The organism is Peteryoungia aggregata LMG 23059 (assembly GCF_030814435.1).
In the GTDB taxonomy this organism is placed as follows: domain Bacteria; phylum Pseudomonadota; class Alphaproteobacteria; order Rhizobiales; family Rhizobiaceae; genus Allorhizobium; species Allorhizobium aggregatum.
Genome location: NZ_JAUSUW010000001.1, coordinates 380,934 through 399,255 on the forward strand (window position 1 = coordinate 380,934; position 18,322 = coordinate 399,255).

Sequence of the window (18,322 nt, forward strand, 5' to 3'; positions counted from 1 at the left end):
ACAAAAAACGGATTTTGACCAGACAAAATCGACATTCATGAAAAGAATTTAAAAGTGGGGAAGAAATGCGCGACCCATTCCACAATCCGTTTCCGGCAACGGACGCAGCCCGCCACGCCATCTGGGAGATGCTCGTCCCCCGCGACATCGATGCCTTCCTCGCCGCCGACTGGAGCATGGTCGCCGGTGACTTCGTCGAAGACGGCTTTATCGGCATCAGCGGCAATCGCGAGGACAATCCGGACAAATGGACGCTGGCCTTCCCCAATCTGCCCGCCTATCGCGACGAGTGGCTGAAGCAGGCCAAGGACTTCGCCGCCCAGACCTATGGCGAGAATCCGCGCATCGCGATCTTCACGACGACGACGCTGGAAGAGATCGAGATCTCAGGCGAGACGGCGCTCGTACGCAAGAAGTTCGACGGCGGCATCAAGAAGGCGGATGGCAGCCTCGACGTCATGCGCTGGCAGACGCTCTATTATTGCCGCCTGCATGAAGGCCGCTGGAAAATCTCCGGCTTTACCGGTTATCTGCCCAACCCCATGGGCCAGCGCTGAACCGCCCTCAACCCTTTGAAACCTGGAGGTCGGCCCTTGCGCATCTTCACCGCCGCGCTCGCAACGGAAACCAACACCTTCTCCCCGATCTGCATCGACCGGCGCGCCTTCGAGGATTCGCTCTATGCACCTCCGGGACAACACCCCGCGACGCCGACGCTCTGCACCGCGCCGATCACGGTCGGTCGCAAGGTCTGCACTGACAAGGGCTGGACGCTGATCGAGGGCACCGCGACCTGGGCGGACCCGGCGGGTCTCGTAAACCGACAGACATTCGAGAGCCTGCGCGACGAGATCCTGGATCAGCTGGGCGCAGCCATGCCCGTCGATGCCGTGGTGCTCGGCCTGCATGGCGCCATGGTCGCCGACGGCTATCTCGACCCGGAAGGCGATCTGCTCACCCGCATCCGCGAAATCATCGGCCCTGATATCCTTCTTTGCGCTGAGCTCGATCCGCACAGCCACCTGACGGCAAAACGCGTCGCAGCCGCCGATTTCTTCGTCGTATTCAAGGAATTCCCGCACACCGATTTCGTCGATCGCGCTGAAGATCTCTGGCGGATCGCAGTCGACACGCTGGAAGGTCGGGTCAAGCCGGCCATGTCGGTCTTCGACTGCCGGATGATCGACATCTTCCCGACCTCGCGCGAGCCGATGCGCAGCTTTGTTGACAGGCTTATGGCCATTGAACAGGTCGATCCGGAAGTTCTGTCGCTCTCGGTCATCCATGGCTTCATGGCCGGCGACGTGCCGGAGATGGGCACCAAGACGATCGCTGTGACCAACGGCAATGCCGACAAGGGCGCGATGCTCGCCCGCGACCTCGGCCTTGAGCTTTTCGCCAAGCGCGGCACCTTCATGATGCCGCAGATCGACGAGAAGTCCGCCCTCGACCAGGCGCTCGCCTACCCGCAAGGCCCCGTCGTCATTGCCGACATGTGGGACAATCCGGGCGGCGGAACGGCGGGCGACGCGACCGTCATCCTGGCAGAAATGCTCGCGCGGGGCGTAACGGATGCCGCGGTCGGCATGATCTGGGATCCGATTGCCGTGCAGATCTGCATGGCCGCTGGCGAAGGTGCCGAGATACCGCTGCGTTTCGGCGCCAAATCGGCCCCCGGCACCGGTCATCCGGTCGACGGTCTGGTGACGGTGGTCAAGGTCGTGCCCAATGCCGAGATGCGTTTCGGCGATAGCATAGCGCCCTTCGGCGATGCCGCCCATATCCGGCTTGAGGGCATCGACATCATCCTCAGTTCGGTCCGGGTCCAGAGCTACGACCCCTCGCTCTTCACCGCGCTCGGTATCGACCCGACAGCCAAGCATCTGCTCGTCATCAAGTCGACCAACCACTTCTATGCGGCCTTCTCGCAGATCGCCGCGGAAATTCTCTACTGCGCCGCCGGAACGCCCTATCCGAACAATCCGGCCAAAACAGCCTATCGCCATGTGCGCCGCGATATCTGGCCGATCATGGCCAATCCGCATGACACACCCGAAGGCAGCGAGGCCGCATGATGGAACTCCCCCGCCCCAAGCCCGGCCAGCCGATTGCCGAACTCTCCACGCCGCTGCCCCTCATCGACGAAGACAAGCTCGCCGCCAACATCGCCCGTGTGCAGACCTATATGGATAGCCACGGCCTCGCCTTCCGCCCACACATCAAGACCCACAAGATCCCGGCCATCGCCAGCCAACAGGTCAAGGCCGGCGCGCAGGGCATCAATTGCCAGAAGATCACCGAGGCCGGAATCTTCGCCGATGCCGGCTTCGAGGACCTGTTGATCACCTTCAACATTCTGGGTTCGGAGAAGCTTGAGCGGCTCGCGGCGCTGAACGCCCGCATCTCCGGCCTGAAGGTCGTTGCCGACAGCGAAATGACGGTGCGCGGTCTCTCCTGCGCTTTCTCACAGACGCGCCCGCTCACGGTTCTCGTTGAATGCGACACGGGTGGCGGACGCTGCGGCGTCCAGAGCCCGGAGGCGGCGATTGCACTGGCCGAGACGATCACTGCTGCCCCCGGCCTTACCTTCGGCGGCATCCTGACCTATCCCAAGGCCGATACCGAAGAGGCGGTGGAAGCCTTCTTCGCCGCTGCACTCGCCGGCCTCTCTGCCCGCGGTATCCCCTGCCCCATCGTCTCCACCGGCGGCACGCCCAGCCTCTTCTCCGCGCACAAGGTGACCTCGGCAACCGAGCACCGGGCCGGCACCTATGTCTATAATGACCGCGCCATGGCAAGATCGGGCCATTGCAGCCTCGACGACTGCGCCATGCACATCCTGGCGACCGTCGTCTCCCGCCCGACCGCAGATCGCGCCATCCTCGACGCCGGCTCCAAAGCCCTGACCTCGGACCTCCTCGGCTTCTCCGACTACGGCATGATCGTCGAGTACCCGGACGCGGTCATCACAGCTCTTTCCGAGGAGCATGGCACGGTCGATCTGTCGGAGGTTCAGGGACGACGCCCCGAGATCGGCGAGAAGGTCAGGATCGTCCCCAACCACACCTGCGTGGTCTCGAACCTCTTCGACATCATGACCTTCCACAAGGACGGCATCGTCACCCGTGTGGAAGAGGTCGCGGCGCGTGGGCTGGTCTGGTAATCAGTCCTAGGCGACAGGCCGCCTATCGAGGGTAGGCCCACGATGCGCACTCTAAAGGTACTTCCGCCAGGGAGTTTGAGCCGTGACGGCTACGCTTTGAAACGGCTCTGAAGTCGGCTAGAATGGTAGAATTCTGGCTACCTTGGTAGAATGGAGCAATGCGTCATGAGCCTCAACATCAAGGACCCCGAAGCGCATCGCCTCGCTCAGGCGATCGCCCTTGCCACGGGGCAGAGCATGAGCCGTGTTGTCACCGAGGCTCTGCGCGAGCGCTATGCGCAGATTGAAAAGCAGAAAGGCAAGGCTTCGGTCGATGAACTTCTGACGATCGCGAGCCGGGCCGCAGCGCATCTGACGCAGCCTTACGCCGATCACGCGGAGCTTCTCTACGACGAGGATGGCCTGCCGAAATGATCGTCGACACATCAGCCATGGTGGCGATCTTCTATGGCGAACCGGAAGCTGCCGATTTCACGCGACTGATCCACGGCGCGGCGATAACGCGGATCAGCGTGGCGAACTATGTCGAGTTATCCATGGTGATTGAAAAGCAGCTCGGGCCCGAGGGGATGCGGCAGGTCGAAGCCTTCTTCCGCCGCGCAGCGATCACCATTGAGCCCGTTACAGTCGAACAGGGCGATCTCGCCCGACAAGCTTTCCTTGATTTCGGCAAAGGCAGGCACAAGGCCGGCTTGAACTTTGGCGACTGCTTTGCCTACGCTCTCTCCAAGGATCTTGATGAACCGCTGTTGTTCAAGGGTAAAGACTTCGCGGAGACGGACATTCGCCCGGCGGCTTAGTGCTGCCATTGCCAAATCCTTTGCCTCAAGGCGGAAGGGCCATCATGACGGAGCACAAACAGTTGCAGGGTCTGCACCGGCTGCGCGGCGGCTGCATGTGCGGGGCCGTGACCTATGAGGTCGCCGATCGCTTTCTCTACGCGATCAACTGCCACTGTTCGAAATGCCGCCGCACCACGGGCTCGGCCTTCAAGCCGATCGCTGGTGTCGCGGTAGAGGACTTTGCCATCACCGCAGGCGCAGACGCCATGTTCCGCCATGGAGACCCTGAAGACATCCATGACATGCACTGCCGCACCTGCGGTTCCCTCGTCTATTCCTGGATTGCCGAGAATGGCAGCGTGAAAGTCCATCTTCCCATGGGAACGCTCATCGACTCGCCCTCAATGAAACCCTCCATGCATATCTTCGTCGGCTCCAAGGCCTCGTGGTACGAGATCCTCGACGACCTGCCGCAGTTTGACGGCTTTCCGGACTGACAGCGCGCCGCAAGCCCCCAAACGAAAAAAGGTCCGCCCGAAGGCGGACCAGGGGATTGGCCTTTGGCATGGCCGGGAGGAGCTTATTCAGCCGCCGTGACGGAGGCGGGCAAGTCGAGGGTGCGCCAGTCGATGCGGCGCTCCAGCGCCTGACCGTTGCCGTCGAAGAGATGGCAGTCTGCAGCCATGATGCCGGTTACCATCGGCTGCTCGACGCGGATGGGCGCCGAGCCCGGCAGAAGCGCGCAATAGGGCTCGCCGTTTGGCAGCGAAGCATAGGCAATCGTGTTGATGCCGAGACGCTCGATGACGCTGGGCGTGACCATGATGTTGATATCGCCTTCGCTGAGACGCGTATGCTCAGGCCGGATCCCGAGCGTCAGCGTCTGGCCAACAAGATCCGGACGCGCATCGACCGGGATCAGCGCCGTCTGCCCTTCATAGGAAATCGTCACGCCGATCGCATCGACGCCGACACAGGTGACCGGCACGAAGTTCATCTTCGGATTGCCGATGAAGCCGGCGACGAAGGTGTTCTGCGGCTTGTGATAGAGCTCGAGCGGTGCACCCACCTGGGCGATATGCCCGGCATTCAGCACCACGATGCGGTCGGCCATGGTCATGGCCTCGATCTGGTCGTGGGTCACGTAGATCATCGTCGCTTCAAGGTCGCGATGCAGCTTGGTCAGCTCGATGCGCATGTCGGCGCGCAGCGCCGCGTCGAGGTTGGACAACGGCTCGTCGAACAGGAAGATCTTCGGTTCGCGCACGATCGCGCGGCCGATGGCGACTCGCTGCCGCTGGCCGCCGGAAAGCTGGCCGGGTCGCTGCTGCAGGCGTTGATCGAGTTGCAGGATCTTCGCGACGGCACCCACCTTCTCCCGGATCTGCTCTTCGGAGAGCTTCTCGACGCGCAGCGGAAAGGCGATATTCTCAAAGACCGACATATGCGGATAGAGCGCATAGGACTGGAAGACCATGGCGATGCCGCGTTCGACCGGCGGCTTGTCGTTGACCCGCTCGCCATCGATGACGATGTCACCGTCGGTCGTGTCATCGAGGCCTGCGATCATGCGCAGCAGCGTGGACTTGCCGCAGCCCGAGGGACCGACGAAAACGACGAACTCGCCGTCCTTCACCTCGAGATCGACACCCTTGATGACCTCGAAATGTCCGTACGACTTGCGCACCTTTTTCAGAAATAGCTGACCCACGACCATTAGTCTCCACTGCCGATCCGTCGTAGACCGGCCAAATAAGCCTGATGAAATCCGCGGGCCGGATACGGCCCGCGGAGCCTCGGTTGCGCGAGATTACTTGTACTGCTCGAGTTCGCCAGCTGCCTTCTTCAGGGCGTCGGCGGGTTCTGCCTTGCCGGTGACGACCGACTGGACCATCTCGATCATGACGTTCTGGAAGCCCTTGTAGTCGGTGAAGAGCGGCTCCGGACCACCGTAAGCGATGCCGTCGATGAATGGCTTCCAGAAGGGCTCGTTGGCAACGAACTGGTCAACGACTGCGCCCGGACGCAGCGGGGTGAGGCCGGCACCGCCCTGCAGCTCGTATTCATGCTGGATGTCGGTCGAGGTGATGTACTTGGCGAATTCCGTCGCCTTCTCCTCGACGCCCGAGCCCTTGAAGATGGCAAGGCTGTCGGTGATCAGCAGCGTGCCTTCACCCTTGGCTGCAGGGCCGAGCGGCAGCGGGGCAACACCCCAGTTGATCTTGGTATCCTTGAGGCGATAGGCGGCGCCCGAACCGGCCTGGATCATGCCGACCTTGCCGTCGAGGAAGATGGCGCGGATTTCGTTCTGCTCGTAGGCGGTCGCACCTTCGACGGAGTAAGGCGTGATGTCCTTGTAAGCCTGCAGGGCGGCCAGAACTTCCGGGCTGTCCATGACGATCTTGTCGCCGTCGATCACCTTGCCATTGTTGGTGTAAACCCAGTGCATGAACTGGTGCATGGTGTTGTCGAAGGTCTTGGCCGGCAGACCGTAACCGGCAGTGCTGGTCTTCTCCTTGATCTGCTTGGCAGCAGCGATCGTGTCAGCCCAGGTCTTCGGCGGGCTTTCCGGGTCCAGACCGGCGGCCTTGAACAGGTCCTTGTTCCAGTAGAGCGCCTTGGTCGAAAACGCGATCGGAACGCCCCACTGCGTGCCCTCGAAGGTCACGGTGTCGACGATGTTCGGATAGTAGGACGCCTTTTCCTCGTCCGTCATCGGGACTTCGACGATGAGGTCGTTCTGGGCGAATTCCTTCAGCGTGCGCGAGCCGACATAGGCCATGGCAACGGGCGTGCCGGCAACAGCGAGCGTGGTGGCCTTGTCCTGGCACTGTTCCCAGCCGACGACTTCGGGCTTCACCTTCCAGCCGGCGTTCTTGCCTTCCCATTCGGCGATGTACTTTTCGTGGATCGGGTCGATCTTGTCGCCGCAATAGATCCAGCTGATCTCCTGGTCAGCCGCCAGCGTGGTGAGCGCCGAGCTTGCGAGCAGGGCGAATGAGCCCGCGAGCATGGTCAATTTTCTTGTCATCGGTAGTTCCCCTTTGTTGACAGGTTGAAAGCGTCCGGTTGGCCCGAATTTTTGGTTGGCAGCCCTTACTTCACCGCACCGGCGGTCAGTCCGCTGACGAGGTAACGCTGCAGGAAGAAGATCACGATCATCGCCGGCGTGATCCCGACGAAGCTTGCCGCCATCAGCTCGTTCCAGATGACCTCCTGGCGGCCGAAATAGGCAAACAGCCCGATCGGAAGCGGCATGTATTCGGTCTTGGAATTGAAGGTGAGGGCAAAGATGAACTGCTGGGCATAGGCGCCGATGAAGGTCGTGATGGCGACGACGGCGATGCCAGGCGTGGCAAGAGGCAGGATGACCCGGCGGAAGGTGTAGAAGTAACCGGCGCCATCGACATAGGCCGCCTCTTCCAGTTCGCGCGGGATGCGCATCATGTAGGTGCGCAAGAGCCAGATGGCCGACGGGATGAGGAAGGCGACACCCGGCACGATCATCGCAAAGTAAGTGTTCAGCACGCCGAGCGACCGCATCAGCCGGAAGAGCGGGATGAGCAACACGGCACCCGAGAACATGTTGACCGCCAGGAAGGCGGCCAGCAACTGGCCACGCCCTCGGAACTCGAAACGGGCAAAGGCATAGGATGCCGGCACCACCAGGATCAGCACGACGACGGTCGCAATGGTCGAGATCAAGAAGGAGTTGAAGATGTAGCGCGCAAAGCCCGGAACGCTGTCCCACATGGTGATGTAGGCGTCGAATGAGCCGTTTTCCGGCCAGAAGCGATAGGGCGAGGAGAAGAGCTGGCTGAGCGGCTTGAGCGACACCAGGAAGCCTTCGACGAAGGGTGCCAGAACGAAGGTCAGGAAGACCGCGATCCCGCTATAGATGCCGACCAGCTCATACCACTTGTAGCGATTGATCAGGGCTGTCTTGTCGTAGCTCATCGGGCAGGCTCCTGCGAGAGACGGCTGGTCACGCGGAAATAGGCAACACAGAAGATCGAGAGGAAGATGCAGATCAGCACCGCACGGGCAGCGCCCTCGCCGTATTTCTTCGAGCCGATCGCCGTGTGATAGGTGTCGATGATCATCGTCGTGGTCTCGCCGCTCGGACCACCGCGCGTCAGGATCCAGATGATGTCGAAGGAATTGAAGGTCGCGATCAGAGACAGCATCGACATGGTGATCATGGCGGGCAGGATCAGCGGCAGGGTGATGCGGCGGAAGCGATAGAAGCGACCGGCGCCATCCGTCCAGGCGGCCTCGTAGAGATCCTGCGGGATCGCCTGCATGGCAGCGAGCATGTATAGCGTCACCATCGGCACGCCGATCCACACATCGGTGAAAACAGTCGCCCAGAACGCCGTCGAACCATAGGCCAGGAAGGCGACGGGGCCATCGACCACGCCCATGCGCTGCAGGACGCCGGAGATCATGCCGAACTGGCCGTTATACATCCAGCCCCACATGAAGATACCGATCGCCATGGGCACGATCCATGGGGGCATGGTCAGCACGCGAAACAGCGTACGGCCAGGAACGGCGGCGTTCAGCATGGCTGCGCCGAAGGTACCGATGATCATCTTGATGGACACCGAGAAGAAGGTCCAGACAAAGGTCCGGACGATGACTTCGCCGAAGGTGTCGTTGAAGATCTTCTCGTAGTTGGCCCAGCCGACCCAGTTCGTCGTCTTCCTGAGCGACGCATCGGTGAAGGACAGGATGAAGGTATCGACCAGCGGATAGGCGACGATGACGGCGATATAGACAAGGGCCGGCGCGATCAGCAGCCAGGCAAACAGGATAGCGCTTCGGCGAGCTTGCATCCGACCGCTCCCTTACGCCGACCGGGCGCGAGCGGGCGCACCGGCGCTGCCATGCAGGCAGGCATCGAATTTTTCCCAGACCGGCTTCAGATCAACAACCTTGCGGGCAAGCCGCGCCTCGTCCATGGCAAGCGCCAGGATGCCGGCTTCGAGTGCATCGATGGCAGAGACCGGCTGCTTGGCACCCGTCTGAACGAAGGCGATCACGTCTTCGGCCATCTGCTCGTCCGCACCGTAATGCTGCGAAAGCGCTGACGGCGCCTTATAGGTATTGGCGATGACCTTCTCATTGGTGCGGGCGTCATGCACATCCATGAAGCCGCGCACGAAGTCGCCTTCCGCCATGCCCTTGGATCCGATCACGCAGAAGCGGCGGAACTCGTCCGGGACGTTGAGATTGGTGTGGAAGGTCATCGACACGCCGTTCTCGTATTCGACGATCGCGGTCTGGTAGTCGATGATATCGCCATCGCTGTCGAACACCTTGTCGGAGCCCTGCCAGCCGCTCGGCTTGCGGTGGTAGACGTTGAGATCGTTGATGCCTTCGGCTTCCGGCGCATTTTCCGGCACGAAGCTCTTGCGACCGCCGAAGCTCGCGACAAAGCGCGGACGGGCGCCGACCACGCCGTTATAGAGGTCGAGATCGTGGCAGCACTTTTCCAGCATGAAACCACCGGCATAACGGCCGTAGCGGCGCCAGTCGCGCATGAAGAAGGCACCGTGATAGGGCTGGATGTGCTCGGAGGCCTCGATCGAGACGACATTACCAAGCCGCCCTTCTTCCTGCGCCTTGCGCAGGTCGCGATAGAGCGGGGAATAACGCAGCACCAGCCCGACGAGCAGGCGGTCATGGCCGTAGGTATTGAGCAGGGAGGCGAGCGCATAGCTTTCCTCAATGCTGGTGACGATCGGCTTTTCGGTAAAGACGGTCAGACCGGCCTCGAGACCGATGCGGATATGATCGAGATGCAGATGGTTGGGCGACCCGATCATCAGAAGGTCGAAAGCCTCACCTGCGATCAGGGCTTCAGGCGTCTCATAGACCTTGCCCGGGGAGATGCCATGCTCATTGAGTGTCGCCATGCCGGCCGGAGCCGGATCGACATAGCCGACGATCTCGAAACGCGGGTCGATCTCCTTGAACACCCGACCCAGATATCCGAGACGGAATCCGAGCCCGATAATCGCGACCTTCATGATGCATTCCCCTGCTTTCGTAATTATTTTTCGCAGACTGCGTCAAATTTCCGAGATCGTCAACACGGGAAGCGAAATTCCCCGCATTGATGAAAATGGTTTTCACGATCCATCCGCAAGATTGAAAAATGAGCGCCCCACCCACCAAACCCGGCACCACCAGTCTCGACACAAGCCTTGGCGACGGGGATGTAAATTGGGCTTCTTTCCAATCGTTAATTTAAGATACCAAAACTAGTCCAATCGTAAAGCTGGTTATGTCCAAATTGGGCAAAAAACGCGCAGAATCCTGTTTTCATGATGAAATTTCTTAATCTGCACAGGATTAGAAGAGCCCACATCAAAACCATTTGCGAAATAGGTTTCTGGTTGGTATTGTTTTCGCAAAGACCACCAAGGGGATGGATCCATGCGGAGAGAGAGAACGGAAAGCGCCACCGCGATCCGCTTGCGATGCGCCCGACACTGGGGCAGAGGAAGCGCATGAGCACATCTCTTCCCCTCGAACAGCTGCAGTCCGTCCGCGGCGGACCGCTTTACGTCAAACTCCGAAAGATGATCGAGGATGCCGTGGCGTCCGGGCGCCTCAAGCATGGAGAGGCATTGCCGGCCGAGCGCGACATCGCCGATGCGGCCGACATCAGCCGGGTCACCGTGCGCAAGGCGATCGACGAACTGGTGGCAGAAGGGCTTCTCGTCCGTCGGCGTGGATCTGGCACCTTCGTTGTCAAACCCGTTCAGCGCATGCAGCAGCCGCTGAGCCAGCTCACCTCCTTCACCGAGGACATGCGCCGTCGTGGAATGGTCGCCGGCTCCCGCTGGTTGGGACGCGGCCTGTTTTATCCGACGGCCGAAGAAACCATGATGCTCGGCCTCGTCAGCGGCGCACGCGTCGCCCGCATCGATCGCCTGAGAACCGCAAACGACATGCCGATTGCGCTGGAGCGCACCAGCCTGCCGGATGACCTGCTGCCGGCCCCGGACAGAATAGAGGACTCTCTCTACCTTTGCCTTCTGGATGCCGGCATCCGGCCTGTGCGCGCCAACCAGCGCATCTCCGCCGTCCTCTTGAAGGACGAGGAAACCAAGTTGCTCGGCGTTCCGCCTGGATCGGCAGCGCTCTCGGTGCAGCGGATTGCCTATCTCGAAACCGGCCGCGTGATGGAAATGTCGCGCGCGCTCTATCGCAGCGACGCCTATGACCTGGTCGCCGAACTCGGCATCGGCTCGCCCATGAAGCCCCAAGACTGAAAGCACGTATGATGACCACCAAGATGCGTGAGGAGATCAACGAGATCCCCGCAGCCGCCGCCCGATTGCTGGACACCTCCAGAACCGTTATCGCCGAGGCTGCAAACGCCTTGCGTGACAAGGATCCAGGTGTCGTGGTCACAATCGCCCGAGGCTCGTCCGACCATGCGGCGCACTTCCTGAAATATGCAATCGAGCTGCAGATGGGCCTGCCAGTCGCCTCGCTCGGCCCCTCGCTCGCGTCGATCTACGAGACGCCGATGAAGCTCGGCAAGGCCGCAGCCTTCGCCGTCTCCCAATCCGGCGCAAGCCCCGACATCGTCGCGATGGCCAGAGGTGCCCGCGACGGCGGCGCAACCACGGTGAGCCTCGTCAACACGCTGCCCTCCCCGCTCGGCGACGCAGCCACCTTCGCCGTCGATATCAAGGCCGGCCCGGAAATTGCGGTTGCCGCCACCAAGTCCTTCGTCAATTCTGTTGTAGCGGGCCTAGCCATCCTCGCAAGCTGGAGCCGTGACGAGGCGCTAACCCGCGCCGTGGACACGCTGCCTGAGCATTTCGACAAGGCACTTGCGCTGGACTGGAGCGCATTGCTCGAACCGCTGAAATCGGCAGACTCTCTCTACATGCTGGGTCGTGGCCCGGCACTTGCCATCGCCGCCGAGGCAGCCCTCAAATGCAAGGAAACCTGCGAACTGCATGCGGAGGCCTATTCCTCCGCTGAAGTCCTGCATGGTCCGGTCTCGATCGTCGGTCGTGACTTCCCCGTCGTCGCCTTTGCCGCCCGCGACAAGGCGGAAGCCTCGATCGCGGGCACCGTCTCGAAGCTCGCGGCGGGCAACGCGACCTGCTTCATCACCTCGGATCAGGCGACCGCCGGCCACAAGCTGCCTTTCATCGCAACAGGACATCCGATCACGGATGCGCTGGCGCTGATCGTTCCCTATTATGGGTTCATCGAATCCCTCTCCCGTGCCCGTGGCTTCAATCCCGACAAGCCGGTCGCACTGAAGAAAGTCACCGAGACCCAATGACACAAGCCTTCGCCATCACCGCACGCCGCATCTTCGATGGGCACCAGTTCCACGAGGACGCGGCGCTCCTAGTCGAGAGCGGCCGGGTCAAGGCCATCCTGCGCAAGGCAGACCTGCCCGCCGGCATCCGCCGGCAGGATGCCGGCGATGCGCTTATTGCCCCTGGTTTCATCGACCTGCAGGTGAATGGCGGCGGCGGCGTGCTGTTCAACAACAACCCGACCGTCTCAGGCATCCGCACGATCTGCGAGGCCCATGCGCGTTACGGCACGACAGCCCTGATGGTCACGCTGATCACCGATGCGCCCGAGATCAAGCGCGAGGCGATCACCGCTGGCGAGGTCGCAGCCAGGGGCGGCGAGCCGGGCTATCTCGGCCTGCATCTCGAAGGACCGCATCTCTCGATCGCCCGCAAGGGCACCCATGATCCGGCCCTGATCCGCCCGATGACGGAGGCCGATCTCGACTATCTCGTCGCGCAGGCACAGCGCTTTGGCATCCCGATGATCACAGTGGCGCCGGAAAGCGTCACCCCGGAACAGGTCAAGCACCTGGTGGAGGCCGGCTACCGCGTCAGCCTTGGCCACACGGATACGAGTTGCGTCGGCGTCGAACCCTATGTCGCAGCGGGTGCCACACTCGTCACCCATCTCTTCAACGCCATGAGCCCGCTCGGCAACCGGGAGCCCGGTCTCGTCGGCGCGGCCCTCGCCTCGCCCACCCTGCATTGCGGTCTGATCGCCGACGGCTTCCATGTCGATCCGGTGACCATGAAGATCGCGCTCGCCGCCAAGACCGGCCCGGCCCATATCTTCCTCGTGACCGATGCCATGTCGACCATTGGCTCTGATGAGACAAGCTTCGACCTGAACGGTCGAACCGTATACCGCCGCGACGGCCGCCTGACGCTTGCCGATGGAACGCTGGCCGGCGCCGACATCGACATGCTCTCCTGTGTTCGCTACGTGCACGAAAAACTGGGACAGCCCCTGGAAGAAGCGCTGCGCATGGCATCGCTCTATCCCGCCGAAGCCATCGGCGCTCCGAGCAAGGGAAGCCTTGCCGCTGGCAAGGATGCCGACTTCGTCGTGCTGAGCAATGATCTCGACATCCACTCGACCTGGATCGCAGGCACTTGCGTCTTCGCCGAGGGCACAGAAGCCAGCAGGGCCATCGCATGATCGTCTGCTTCGACATTGGCGGCACCGCAATCAAGGGGGCCCTCGCAACCAGCCCGGAAGACATCCGTCCCTTCCCGCGTCAGCCGACCCCGATCCACGATTTCGACGCCTTCGTCGCAACGCTGGCATCCGTCATAACCGAGGCCGAAGCGCTGGCTGGAGAGCGCCCCGCCTGTATCGCGATCTCGATTGCCGGTGTCATCGATCCCGATACGGCGAATGCCGTCGTCGCCAACATTCCCTGCATCCACGGCCGCCCGCTGCAGGCCGAACTCGAAGCTGCCCTCGGCCTGCCGGTTATCGTCGCCAACGATGCCGACTGCTTCGTGCTGGCCGAAGCCGGCATTGGCGCGGCGCGCGGGCACCGCGTCGTCTTCGGCGTCATCCTCGGCACCGGCGTCGGCGGCGGCCTCGTCATCGACGGCAAGCTGATCAACGAGAGCGGTTTCGCCGGCGAATGGGGCCATGGGCCGATCCAGCCGACGCAAGCCGGCACGCCTCCGATGCACGTGCCGCGCTTCCACTGCGGCTGCGGCCAGGTCGGCTGCATCGACGCGATCTGCAGCGCACGGGGCCTGGAAAAGCTGCACAAGCATATTCACGCCGAACAGCTGACGAGCGAGGAGATCATCGCTGATTGGCTTAAGGGCGACGCCAAGGCCGAACGCACCATCGACGTCTATGTCGACATCCTCACCGATGCGCTGTCGATGGTGGTCAACGTCACCGGCACGACTATTCTACCCGTCGGCGGCGGTCTCTCCAACGTCCCGGAACTGTTGACGCGGATCGACAAGGCCTTGCGGTCACGCATCCTGCGCAAGTTCGCCCATCCTATCGTCGTGCCAGCCGCCTGCCGTGTCGAGCCCGGCCTGGTGGGCGCTGCGATCCTCGGCCTCGACTTCGCCAAAGACCACAAGGAAGACTGACATGGCCGCAGACATGCTGGTGAAACTGTATGAGCTCCAGGCCGATTCAGATCTCGACCGGCGGATGATGGCCGAAGGCGTCACGATCCGCCGCGCGCTTGTGCCCGAACTTTCCGGGATTGCAGCCTGGATTGAGCCGCGTTTCGGCGCCGGCTGGGCATCCGAAGCGACGGCAGCGATCATGCGCCAGCCGGTGACCTGCTGGATTGCCCATGAAGGCGAAACGCTGCTTGGCTTTGCCTGCCACGAGGCGACCATGAAGGGTTTCTTCGGCCCGACCGGCGTCGACGAAAGCGCCCGTGGCCGCGGCATCGGTCATGCTCTGCTGATCCGCACACTCATCGACATGCGCGACCAAGGCTATGGCTATGCCATCATCGGCGGTGCTGGCCCCATGGGCTTTTACGAAAAGAGCGTCGGTGCCATCGCCATCCCCGGCTCATCACCCGGCATCTACAAAGGCATGCTGCCGCTTGCCGCCCCGGCAGGCATGGCGGACTGAGACACCTCAGCCGAGCTCCAGTGTGGTGATCGCATAGACTCCTGCCCTCTGCACCTCGGGCGGTTCGCCTCGATACATGCGCGACGTCTGGAAACCTTGGCTGAAGCCGAGACGGTCGAGCAGGTAGCGAAAGCCTTCCTGGTATTCCGGCACATCCAGATGCACTTCCTCGCCCCTGAGGTTTGCAAGGCAGATCTTCAGCAGATCCTCGGCCGTCCGCCCATCCATGGCAAACAGCGGACCGATCTTGTAGCCGCTGAGGCAAGGTCGCATCACGGCATAGCCGGCCACCACACCCTGCCGACGGCAGAGGAAGGCACGACGCGGCGGCTTGAGCCAGTCGGAGAGGAAGTCTTCTCTCGGCGCGGGAAAGAAAGCCCGATCGAGCGCAAGGATCTCGGCGAGATCGCCCTCCGTGATCGCCTCACACCGGGCGAAGCTCGCAGGCAGAGCCGGCATGCGATCGATGCTCCAGCGCACGGTGTCATAGGCGGGCGCGAAACCCATGCGGCCATAATTCGCCTGCTGCTCGACAACCCCGTCGAGGCCGATCACGCGATCCCCGAGATGCGCCATTCCGGCTTCCCACACCTGCCGTCCCACGCCCCTGCCCCGAAAGTCCGCATGGCAGATGTAAAGCCCGATGAAGCCGAAGCCGTCTCCATAGCGCACGGCCGAAATGCCGGCAGCCAGCCGCCCTTCAACAAAGCAGCCGATGAAGCCCTCGGGATCTGCCGCGCGAAAGGCTGCGGCATCGCCATGCCCCGGGTTCCAGCCTTCGAGCGCCGCCCAGCCGACGAGCTCCTCGACTTCGCCAGCCGTGAGAACCCTGATCTCGAGATCCTCCGCCACGCTCACACGCCCATAGCAGCGGGAGAGAAACGGGCGAGGTCACCGTGATAGGTCTTGGAGACGGGCGTCGCGTAGGCGCCGCGCTTGGCGGTCGACAAGCCCTGCGCAATCAGGCTCTCCGCCTGCTTCACGGCCGCCGCCACGCCGTCGATCACGGGTACACCGAACTCCTGCCGAAGCGACGCCGTCAGATCCGCCATGCCGGCACAGCCGAGTACGATCGCCTCGGCCCTGTCGTCCTTGAGCGCCGCAGAAATTTCGCTGCGCAGCCGGTCACGCGCGTTCGAATTCGGGTCTTCCAGCGAAAGCACTGGTACATCCGCCGCTCGCACCTTGCAGCGGCTGCCCATGCCGTAGCGATGCACGAGATGTTCGACCGGAAGCCGCGAGCGCTCCATGGTGGTCACAACGGAAAACCGTTGCGCGATAAAGGAAGTCGCCGAAAGCGCCGCCTCGCAGATACCGATGACGGGGATGCCCGCCAGCGCGCGTGCGGCATCCAGCCCGGTATCGTCGAAACAGGCAATCACGATCGCATCTGCCCCTTCGCGCTCCGCCTTGGCGATTTCCACCAACAGGCCGGGCACCGCGAAGACCTCGTCGTAATAGCCCTCGATCGAAACTGGACCCATCGACGAGGTGATCGCCAGGATTTCTGTCTCGGTATGGGCGACCCGCCGTGCAGCATCGGCAATGGTCGCAGTCATGCTCGCAGTCGTATTCGGATTGATGACGGCAATTTTCATGCGATCACGCCCGCCCCCGACGGCGGTTCATGGCCATGATGATACCGAGCGTTCCGGCAATCACGAGGAAGGAGAAGAGCGTCGTCACCGTGCCGAGCGCATAAAGCACCGGCGTCGTGACATTGGTCGTCATGCCGTAGATCTCGAGCGGCAGCGTATTGTAGGTGCCCGAGGTCATCAGCGTGCGCGCGAACTCGTCATAGGAGAGCGTGAAGCCGAAAAGCCCGACGCCGATCAAAGGCGGCGCGATCATCGGCAGAACGACATGCCGGAAGGTCTGCCACGACGTGGCGCCAAGGTCGCGTGCGGCTTCCTCGTAGGCCGGCGAGAAGCGGTTGAAGATCGCAAACATGATCAGCACGCCGAAGGGCAGTGTCCAGGTAAGATGTGCTCCAAAGCCCGAGGAATACCAGGCCGGCTGCAGCCCGAGCTGGCTGAACAAAACGCCGATACCAAGCGAGATGATGATTGACGGTACGACGAGGCTAGCGACTGAGAGGTAGAAAAGCGCAGTCGAGCCAACAAACTTGCGACGGAAAGCAAGGCCCGCCAGCAGCGAAACGACCACCGTCACCACCATGACCATGAAGCCGAGCGCGAAGGAGCGCCGGAACGAGCCGCCGAAATCGCCCACCGCCTGCTGCTCGAAGAGATTGCCGAACCAGTGCAGCGAGACCCCGTTGAGCGGGAACGTCAGGCCACCGTTCGGCCCCTGGAAGGAGAGGATCAGGATCGCCGAGAGCGGGCCATAGAGAAACAGTACGAACAGGGCGAAGAAGGCTGCAAGCACATAGAATTCGCGCGGGCGCTTGTCGGAATTCATCTTTAGAGCTCCTTCCGGATATCGACGACGCGGAGAATGGCGGCGACCATGAGGAGAACCAGGGCCAGTAGCACCACGGCATTGGCCGCAGCCGCCGGATATTGCAGCAGCGACATCTGGTTCTTCATCATCAGCGCAACGGACGCGCTCTGCCCGCCGGACATGACCTGCACGGTGGAGAAATCGGCCATCACCAGCGTCACTACAAAGATCGTGCCGATCGCCATGCCCGGTTTCGACAGGGGGATGATGACATTGGTCAGGATCTGCCAGCCGCTGGCACCTGCATCGCGCGCGGCTTCGAGCAGCGATCGGTCGATGCGCATCATCGTGTTGAAGATCGGCGTGACCATGAACAGCGTGTAGAGATGCACCATGGCGAGCACGACGGCGAACTCAGAATAGAGCAGCCATTCGATCGGCTGCGGCACGATGCCGGCATTGACCAGCGCCGTATTGATCAACCCGTTGCGGCCGAGCACCGGGATCCAGGAGATCATGCGGATGATGTTGGAGGTGAGAAACGGCACGGTGCAGACGAGGAAGAGGACGCTCTGCATGGCGGAGGTCCGCACATGAAAGGCCAGGAAATAGGCGACCCAGAAGCCGACGAAAAGCGTGATCGCCCAGACGATGAAGGCGAATTTCAACGTGTTGAAATAGATCTTCCAGGTGACCCAGGAGCCGAGCGTCTCGGTATAGTTGAAGGTGACGAAATCAGGATACATCTGGGCAAAGTCGTAGTCCCAGAAGGACACCGTCCCGATCATCAGGATCGGCAGCAGCAGGAACGCGCCGAGAATGAGCATCAGCGGCGTTGCCTGCAGATAGGAGACAAGCCCGAGCGGCACACGGATGACGCGTTTCGGCTTCGGCTCACCGACACCCAGAAATCGCACTTCCACCATGATGTTAGATCTCCTGTCGCTTCGAAAAGAGCGGACCGGGAAGGTTGCCCCTCATCCGGCTGCCGCCCCTTCTCCCCGCAAGGGGGGAGAAGACACGTGTGGTTCACCTCCCCCTT

At 62.0% G+C, this 18,322-nt stretch carries 20 protein-coding genes; 11 read left to right on the forward strand and 9 right to left on the reverse strand.

Annotated elements, in window-relative coordinates; genetic code table 11:
• Window positions 1-65: 65 nt before the first annotated feature.
• From J2045_RS01825 to J2045_RS01850, 6 genes are all read left to right on the forward strand, one after another.
• The gene (locus tag J2045_RS01825) at window positions 66-557 is read left to right on the forward strand and encodes a hypothetical protein (RefSeq protein WP_307368655.1); all 492 of its coding nucleotides are present in this window, start codon (window positions 66-68) and stop codon (window positions 555-557) included.
• A 36-nt stretch (window positions 558-593) separates the two neighbouring features.
• Window positions 594-2,075 (forward strand): M81 family metallopeptidase, encoded by a 1,482-nt coding sequence (locus J2045_RS01830; RefSeq protein WP_307368658.1) that lies wholly within the window; start codon window positions 594-596, stop codon window positions 2,073-2,075.
• Window positions 2,072-3,163, forward strand: a complete 1,092-nt coding sequence (locus tag J2045_RS01835) for a D-TA family PLP-dependent enzyme (RefSeq protein WP_307368661.1) — start codon at window positions 2,072-2,074, stop codon at window positions 3,161-3,163. The genes J2045_RS01830 and J2045_RS01835 overlap by 4 nt, the downstream gene beginning before the upstream one ends.
• A gap of 165 nt (window positions 3,164-3,328) precedes the next feature.
• Window positions 3,329-3,577, forward strand: a complete 249-nt coding sequence (locus tag J2045_RS01840) for a type II toxin-antitoxin system VapB family antitoxin (protein ID WP_298463443.1) — start codon at window positions 3,329-3,331, stop codon at window positions 3,575-3,577.
• Window positions 3,574-3,963 (forward strand): type II toxin-antitoxin system VapC family toxin, encoded by a 390-nt coding sequence (locus J2045_RS01845; RefSeq protein WP_307368664.1) that lies wholly within the window; start codon window positions 3,574-3,576, stop codon window positions 3,961-3,963. The genes J2045_RS01840 and J2045_RS01845 overlap by 4 nt, the downstream gene beginning before the upstream one ends.
• A 44-nt stretch (window positions 3,964-4,007) precedes the next feature.
• Window positions 4,008-4,442, forward strand: a complete 435-nt coding sequence (locus J2045_RS01850) for a GFA family protein (RefSeq protein ID WP_307368667.1) — start codon at window positions 4,008-4,010, stop codon at window positions 4,440-4,442.
• Window positions 4,443-4,525: 83 nt separating this feature from the next.
• Here J2045_RS01850 and J2045_RS01855 read toward each other — a convergent pair whose 3' ends face one another.
• From J2045_RS01855 to J2045_RS01875, 5 genes are all read right to left on the reverse strand, one after another.
• Window positions 4,526-5,656 (reverse strand): ABC transporter ATP-binding protein, encoded by a 1,131-nt coding sequence (locus J2045_RS01855; protein WP_307368670.1) that lies wholly within the window; start codon window positions 5,654-5,656, stop codon window positions 4,526-4,528.
• 99 nt (window positions 5,657-5,755) lie between these two features.
• Window positions 5,756-6,976 carry an extracellular solute-binding protein gene (locus tag J2045_RS01860; protein WP_307368672.1) on the reverse strand — a complete coding sequence of 407 codons (1,221 nt, stop codon included), beginning with the start codon at window positions 6,974-6,976 and terminating at the stop codon, window positions 5,756-5,758.
• Window positions 6,977-7,041: 65 nt separating this feature from the next.
• Window positions 7,042-7,902: a carbohydrate ABC transporter permease gene (locus J2045_RS01865; protein ID WP_307368675.1), complete on the reverse strand. Its 861-nt coding sequence runs from the start codon at window positions 7,900-7,902 to the stop codon at window positions 7,042-7,044.
• Complete coding sequence (locus tag J2045_RS01870) at window positions 7,899-8,783, reverse strand: carbohydrate ABC transporter permease (protein WP_307368678.1); 885 nt, start codon at window positions 8,781-8,783, stop codon at window positions 7,899-7,901. The genes J2045_RS01865 and J2045_RS01870 overlap by 4 nt, the downstream gene beginning before the upstream one ends.
• A gap of 12 nt (window positions 8,784-8,795) precedes the next feature.
• Window positions 8,796-9,980 carry a Gfo/Idh/MocA family protein gene (locus tag J2045_RS01875; RefSeq protein ID WP_307368682.1) on the reverse strand — a complete coding sequence of 395 codons (1,185 nt, stop codon included), beginning with the start codon at window positions 9,978-9,980 and terminating at the stop codon, window positions 8,796-8,798.
• 483 nt (window positions 9,981-10,463) lie between these two features.
• On the opposite strand from J2045_RS01875, the gene J2045_RS01880 reads away from it, so the two are divergent.
• From J2045_RS01880 to J2045_RS01900, 5 genes are read left to right on the forward strand one after another with little or no spacing between them, the layout of a single operon-like run.
• A complete protein-coding gene (locus J2045_RS01880; protein ID WP_307368684.1) occupies window positions 10,464-11,231 on the forward strand; it encodes a GntR family transcriptional regulator in 768 nt (255 codons plus the stop codon).
• An 11-nt stretch (window positions 11,232-11,242) separates the two neighbouring features.
• Window positions 11,243-12,265: an SIS domain-containing protein gene (locus tag J2045_RS01885; protein WP_307369236.1), complete on the forward strand. Its 1,023-nt coding sequence runs from the start codon at window positions 11,243-11,245 to the stop codon at window positions 12,263-12,265.
• Window positions 12,262-13,446 carry an N-acetylglucosamine-6-phosphate deacetylase gene (gene nagA / locus J2045_RS01890; protein ID WP_307368687.1) on the forward strand — a complete coding sequence of 395 codons (1,185 nt, stop codon included), beginning with the start codon at window positions 12,262-12,264 and terminating at the stop codon, window positions 13,444-13,446. The genes J2045_RS01885 and nagA overlap by 4 nt, the downstream gene beginning before the upstream one ends.
• Entirely contained in the window at window positions 13,443-14,375 is a 933-nt protein-coding gene (locus J2045_RS01895) for an ROK family protein (RefSeq protein ID WP_307368690.1), read from the forward strand. Before nagA ends, J2045_RS01895 begins: the two co-directional genes overlap by 4 nt.
• A 1-nt stretch (window position 14,376) precedes the next feature.
• Complete coding sequence (locus J2045_RS01900; protein ID WP_307368693.1) at window positions 14,377-14,877, forward strand: GNAT family N-acetyltransferase; 501 nt, start codon at window positions 14,377-14,379, stop codon at window positions 14,875-14,877.
• 6 nt (window positions 14,878-14,883) lie between these two features.
• Here J2045_RS01900 and J2045_RS01905 read toward each other — a convergent pair whose 3' ends face one another.
• Genes J2045_RS01905 through J2045_RS01920 form a run of 4 tightly spaced genes read right to left on the reverse strand, consistent with a single transcriptional unit; the run spans window position 14,884 to window position 18,206 of the window.
• Window positions 14,884-15,735: a GNAT family N-acetyltransferase gene (locus J2045_RS01905; protein WP_307368696.1), complete on the reverse strand. Its 852-nt coding sequence runs from the start codon at window positions 15,733-15,735 to the stop codon at window positions 14,884-14,886.
• Window positions 15,732-16,475: an aspartate/glutamate racemase family protein gene (locus tag J2045_RS01910; protein ID WP_307368699.1), complete on the reverse strand. Its 744-nt coding sequence runs from the start codon at window positions 16,473-16,475 to the stop codon at window positions 15,732-15,734. Before J2045_RS01910 ends, J2045_RS01905 begins: the two co-directional genes overlap by 4 nt.
• 4 nt (window positions 16,476-16,479) lie before the next feature.
• Window positions 16,480-17,298, reverse strand: a complete 819-nt coding sequence (locus tag J2045_RS01915) for an ABC transporter permease (RefSeq protein WP_102018640.1) — start codon at window positions 17,296-17,298, stop codon at window positions 16,480-16,482.
• A gap of 2 nt (window positions 17,299-17,300) precedes the next feature.
• A complete protein-coding gene (locus J2045_RS01920; RefSeq protein ID WP_307368702.1) occupies window positions 17,301-18,206 on the reverse strand; it encodes an ABC transporter permease in 906 nt (301 codons plus the stop codon).
• Between the last annotated feature and the right edge of the window lie 116 nt (window positions 18,207-18,322).

Coding starts and splice junctions, on each gene's coding strand:
- J2045_RS01825 (WP_307368655.1), top strand. CDS start 66: ATGCGCGACCCATTCCACAATCCGTTTCCGGCAACGGACGCAGCCCGC.
- J2045_RS01835 (WP_307368661.1), top strand. CDS start 2,072: ATGATGGAACTCCCCCGCCCCAAGCCCGGCCAGCCGATTGCCGAACTC.
- J2045_RS01840 (WP_298463443.1), top strand. CDS start 3,329: ATGAGCCTCAACATCAAGGACCCCGAAGCGCATCGCCTCGCTCAGGCG.
- J2045_RS01845 (WP_307368664.1), top strand. CDS start 3,574: ATGATCGTCGACACATCAGCCATGGTGGCGATCTTCTATGGCGAACCG.
- J2045_RS01850 (WP_307368667.1), top strand. CDS start 4,008: ATGACGGAGCACAAACAGTTGCAGGGTCTGCACCGGCTGCGCGGCGGC.
- J2045_RS01860 (WP_307368672.1), bottom strand. CDS start 6,976: ATGACAAGAAAATTGACCATGCTCGCGGGCTCATTCGCCCTGCTCGCA.
- J2045_RS01865 (WP_307368675.1), bottom strand. CDS start 7,902: ATGAGCTACGACAAGACAGCCCTGATCAATCGCTACAAGTGGTATGAG.
- J2045_RS01870 (WP_307368678.1), bottom strand. CDS start 8,783: ATGCAAGCTCGCCGAAGCGCTATCCTGTTTGCCTGGCTGCTGATCGCG.
- J2045_RS01875 (WP_307368682.1), bottom strand. CDS start 9,980: ATGAAGGTCGCGATTATCGGGCTCGGATTCCGTCTCGGATATCTGGGT.
- J2045_RS01880 (WP_307368684.1), top strand. CDS start 10,464: ATGAGCACATCTCTTCCCCTCGAACAGCTGCAGTCCGTCCGCGGCGGA.
- J2045_RS01885 (WP_307369236.1), top strand. CDS start 11,243: ATGACCACCAAGATGCGTGAGGAGATCAACGAGATCCCCGCAGCCGCC.
- nagA (WP_307368687.1), top strand. CDS start 12,262: ATGACACAAGCCTTCGCCATCACCGCACGCCGCATCTTCGATGGGCAC.
- J2045_RS01895 (WP_307368690.1), top strand. CDS start 13,443: ATGATCGTCTGCTTCGACATTGGCGGCACCGCAATCAAGGGGGCCCTC.
- J2045_RS01900 (WP_307368693.1), top strand. CDS start 14,377: ATGGCCGCAGACATGCTGGTGAAACTGTATGAGCTCCAGGCCGATTCA.
- J2045_RS01910 (WP_307368699.1), bottom strand. CDS start 16,475: ATGAAAATTGCCGTCATCAATCCGAATACGACTGCGAGCATGACTGCG.
- J2045_RS01915 (WP_102018640.1), bottom strand. CDS start 17,298: ATGAATTCCGACAAGCGCCCGCGCGAATTCTATGTGCTTGCAGCCTTC.
- J2045_RS01920 (WP_307368702.1), bottom strand. CDS start 18,206: ATGGTGGAAGTGCGATTTCTGGGTGTCGGTGAGCCGAAGCCGAAACGC.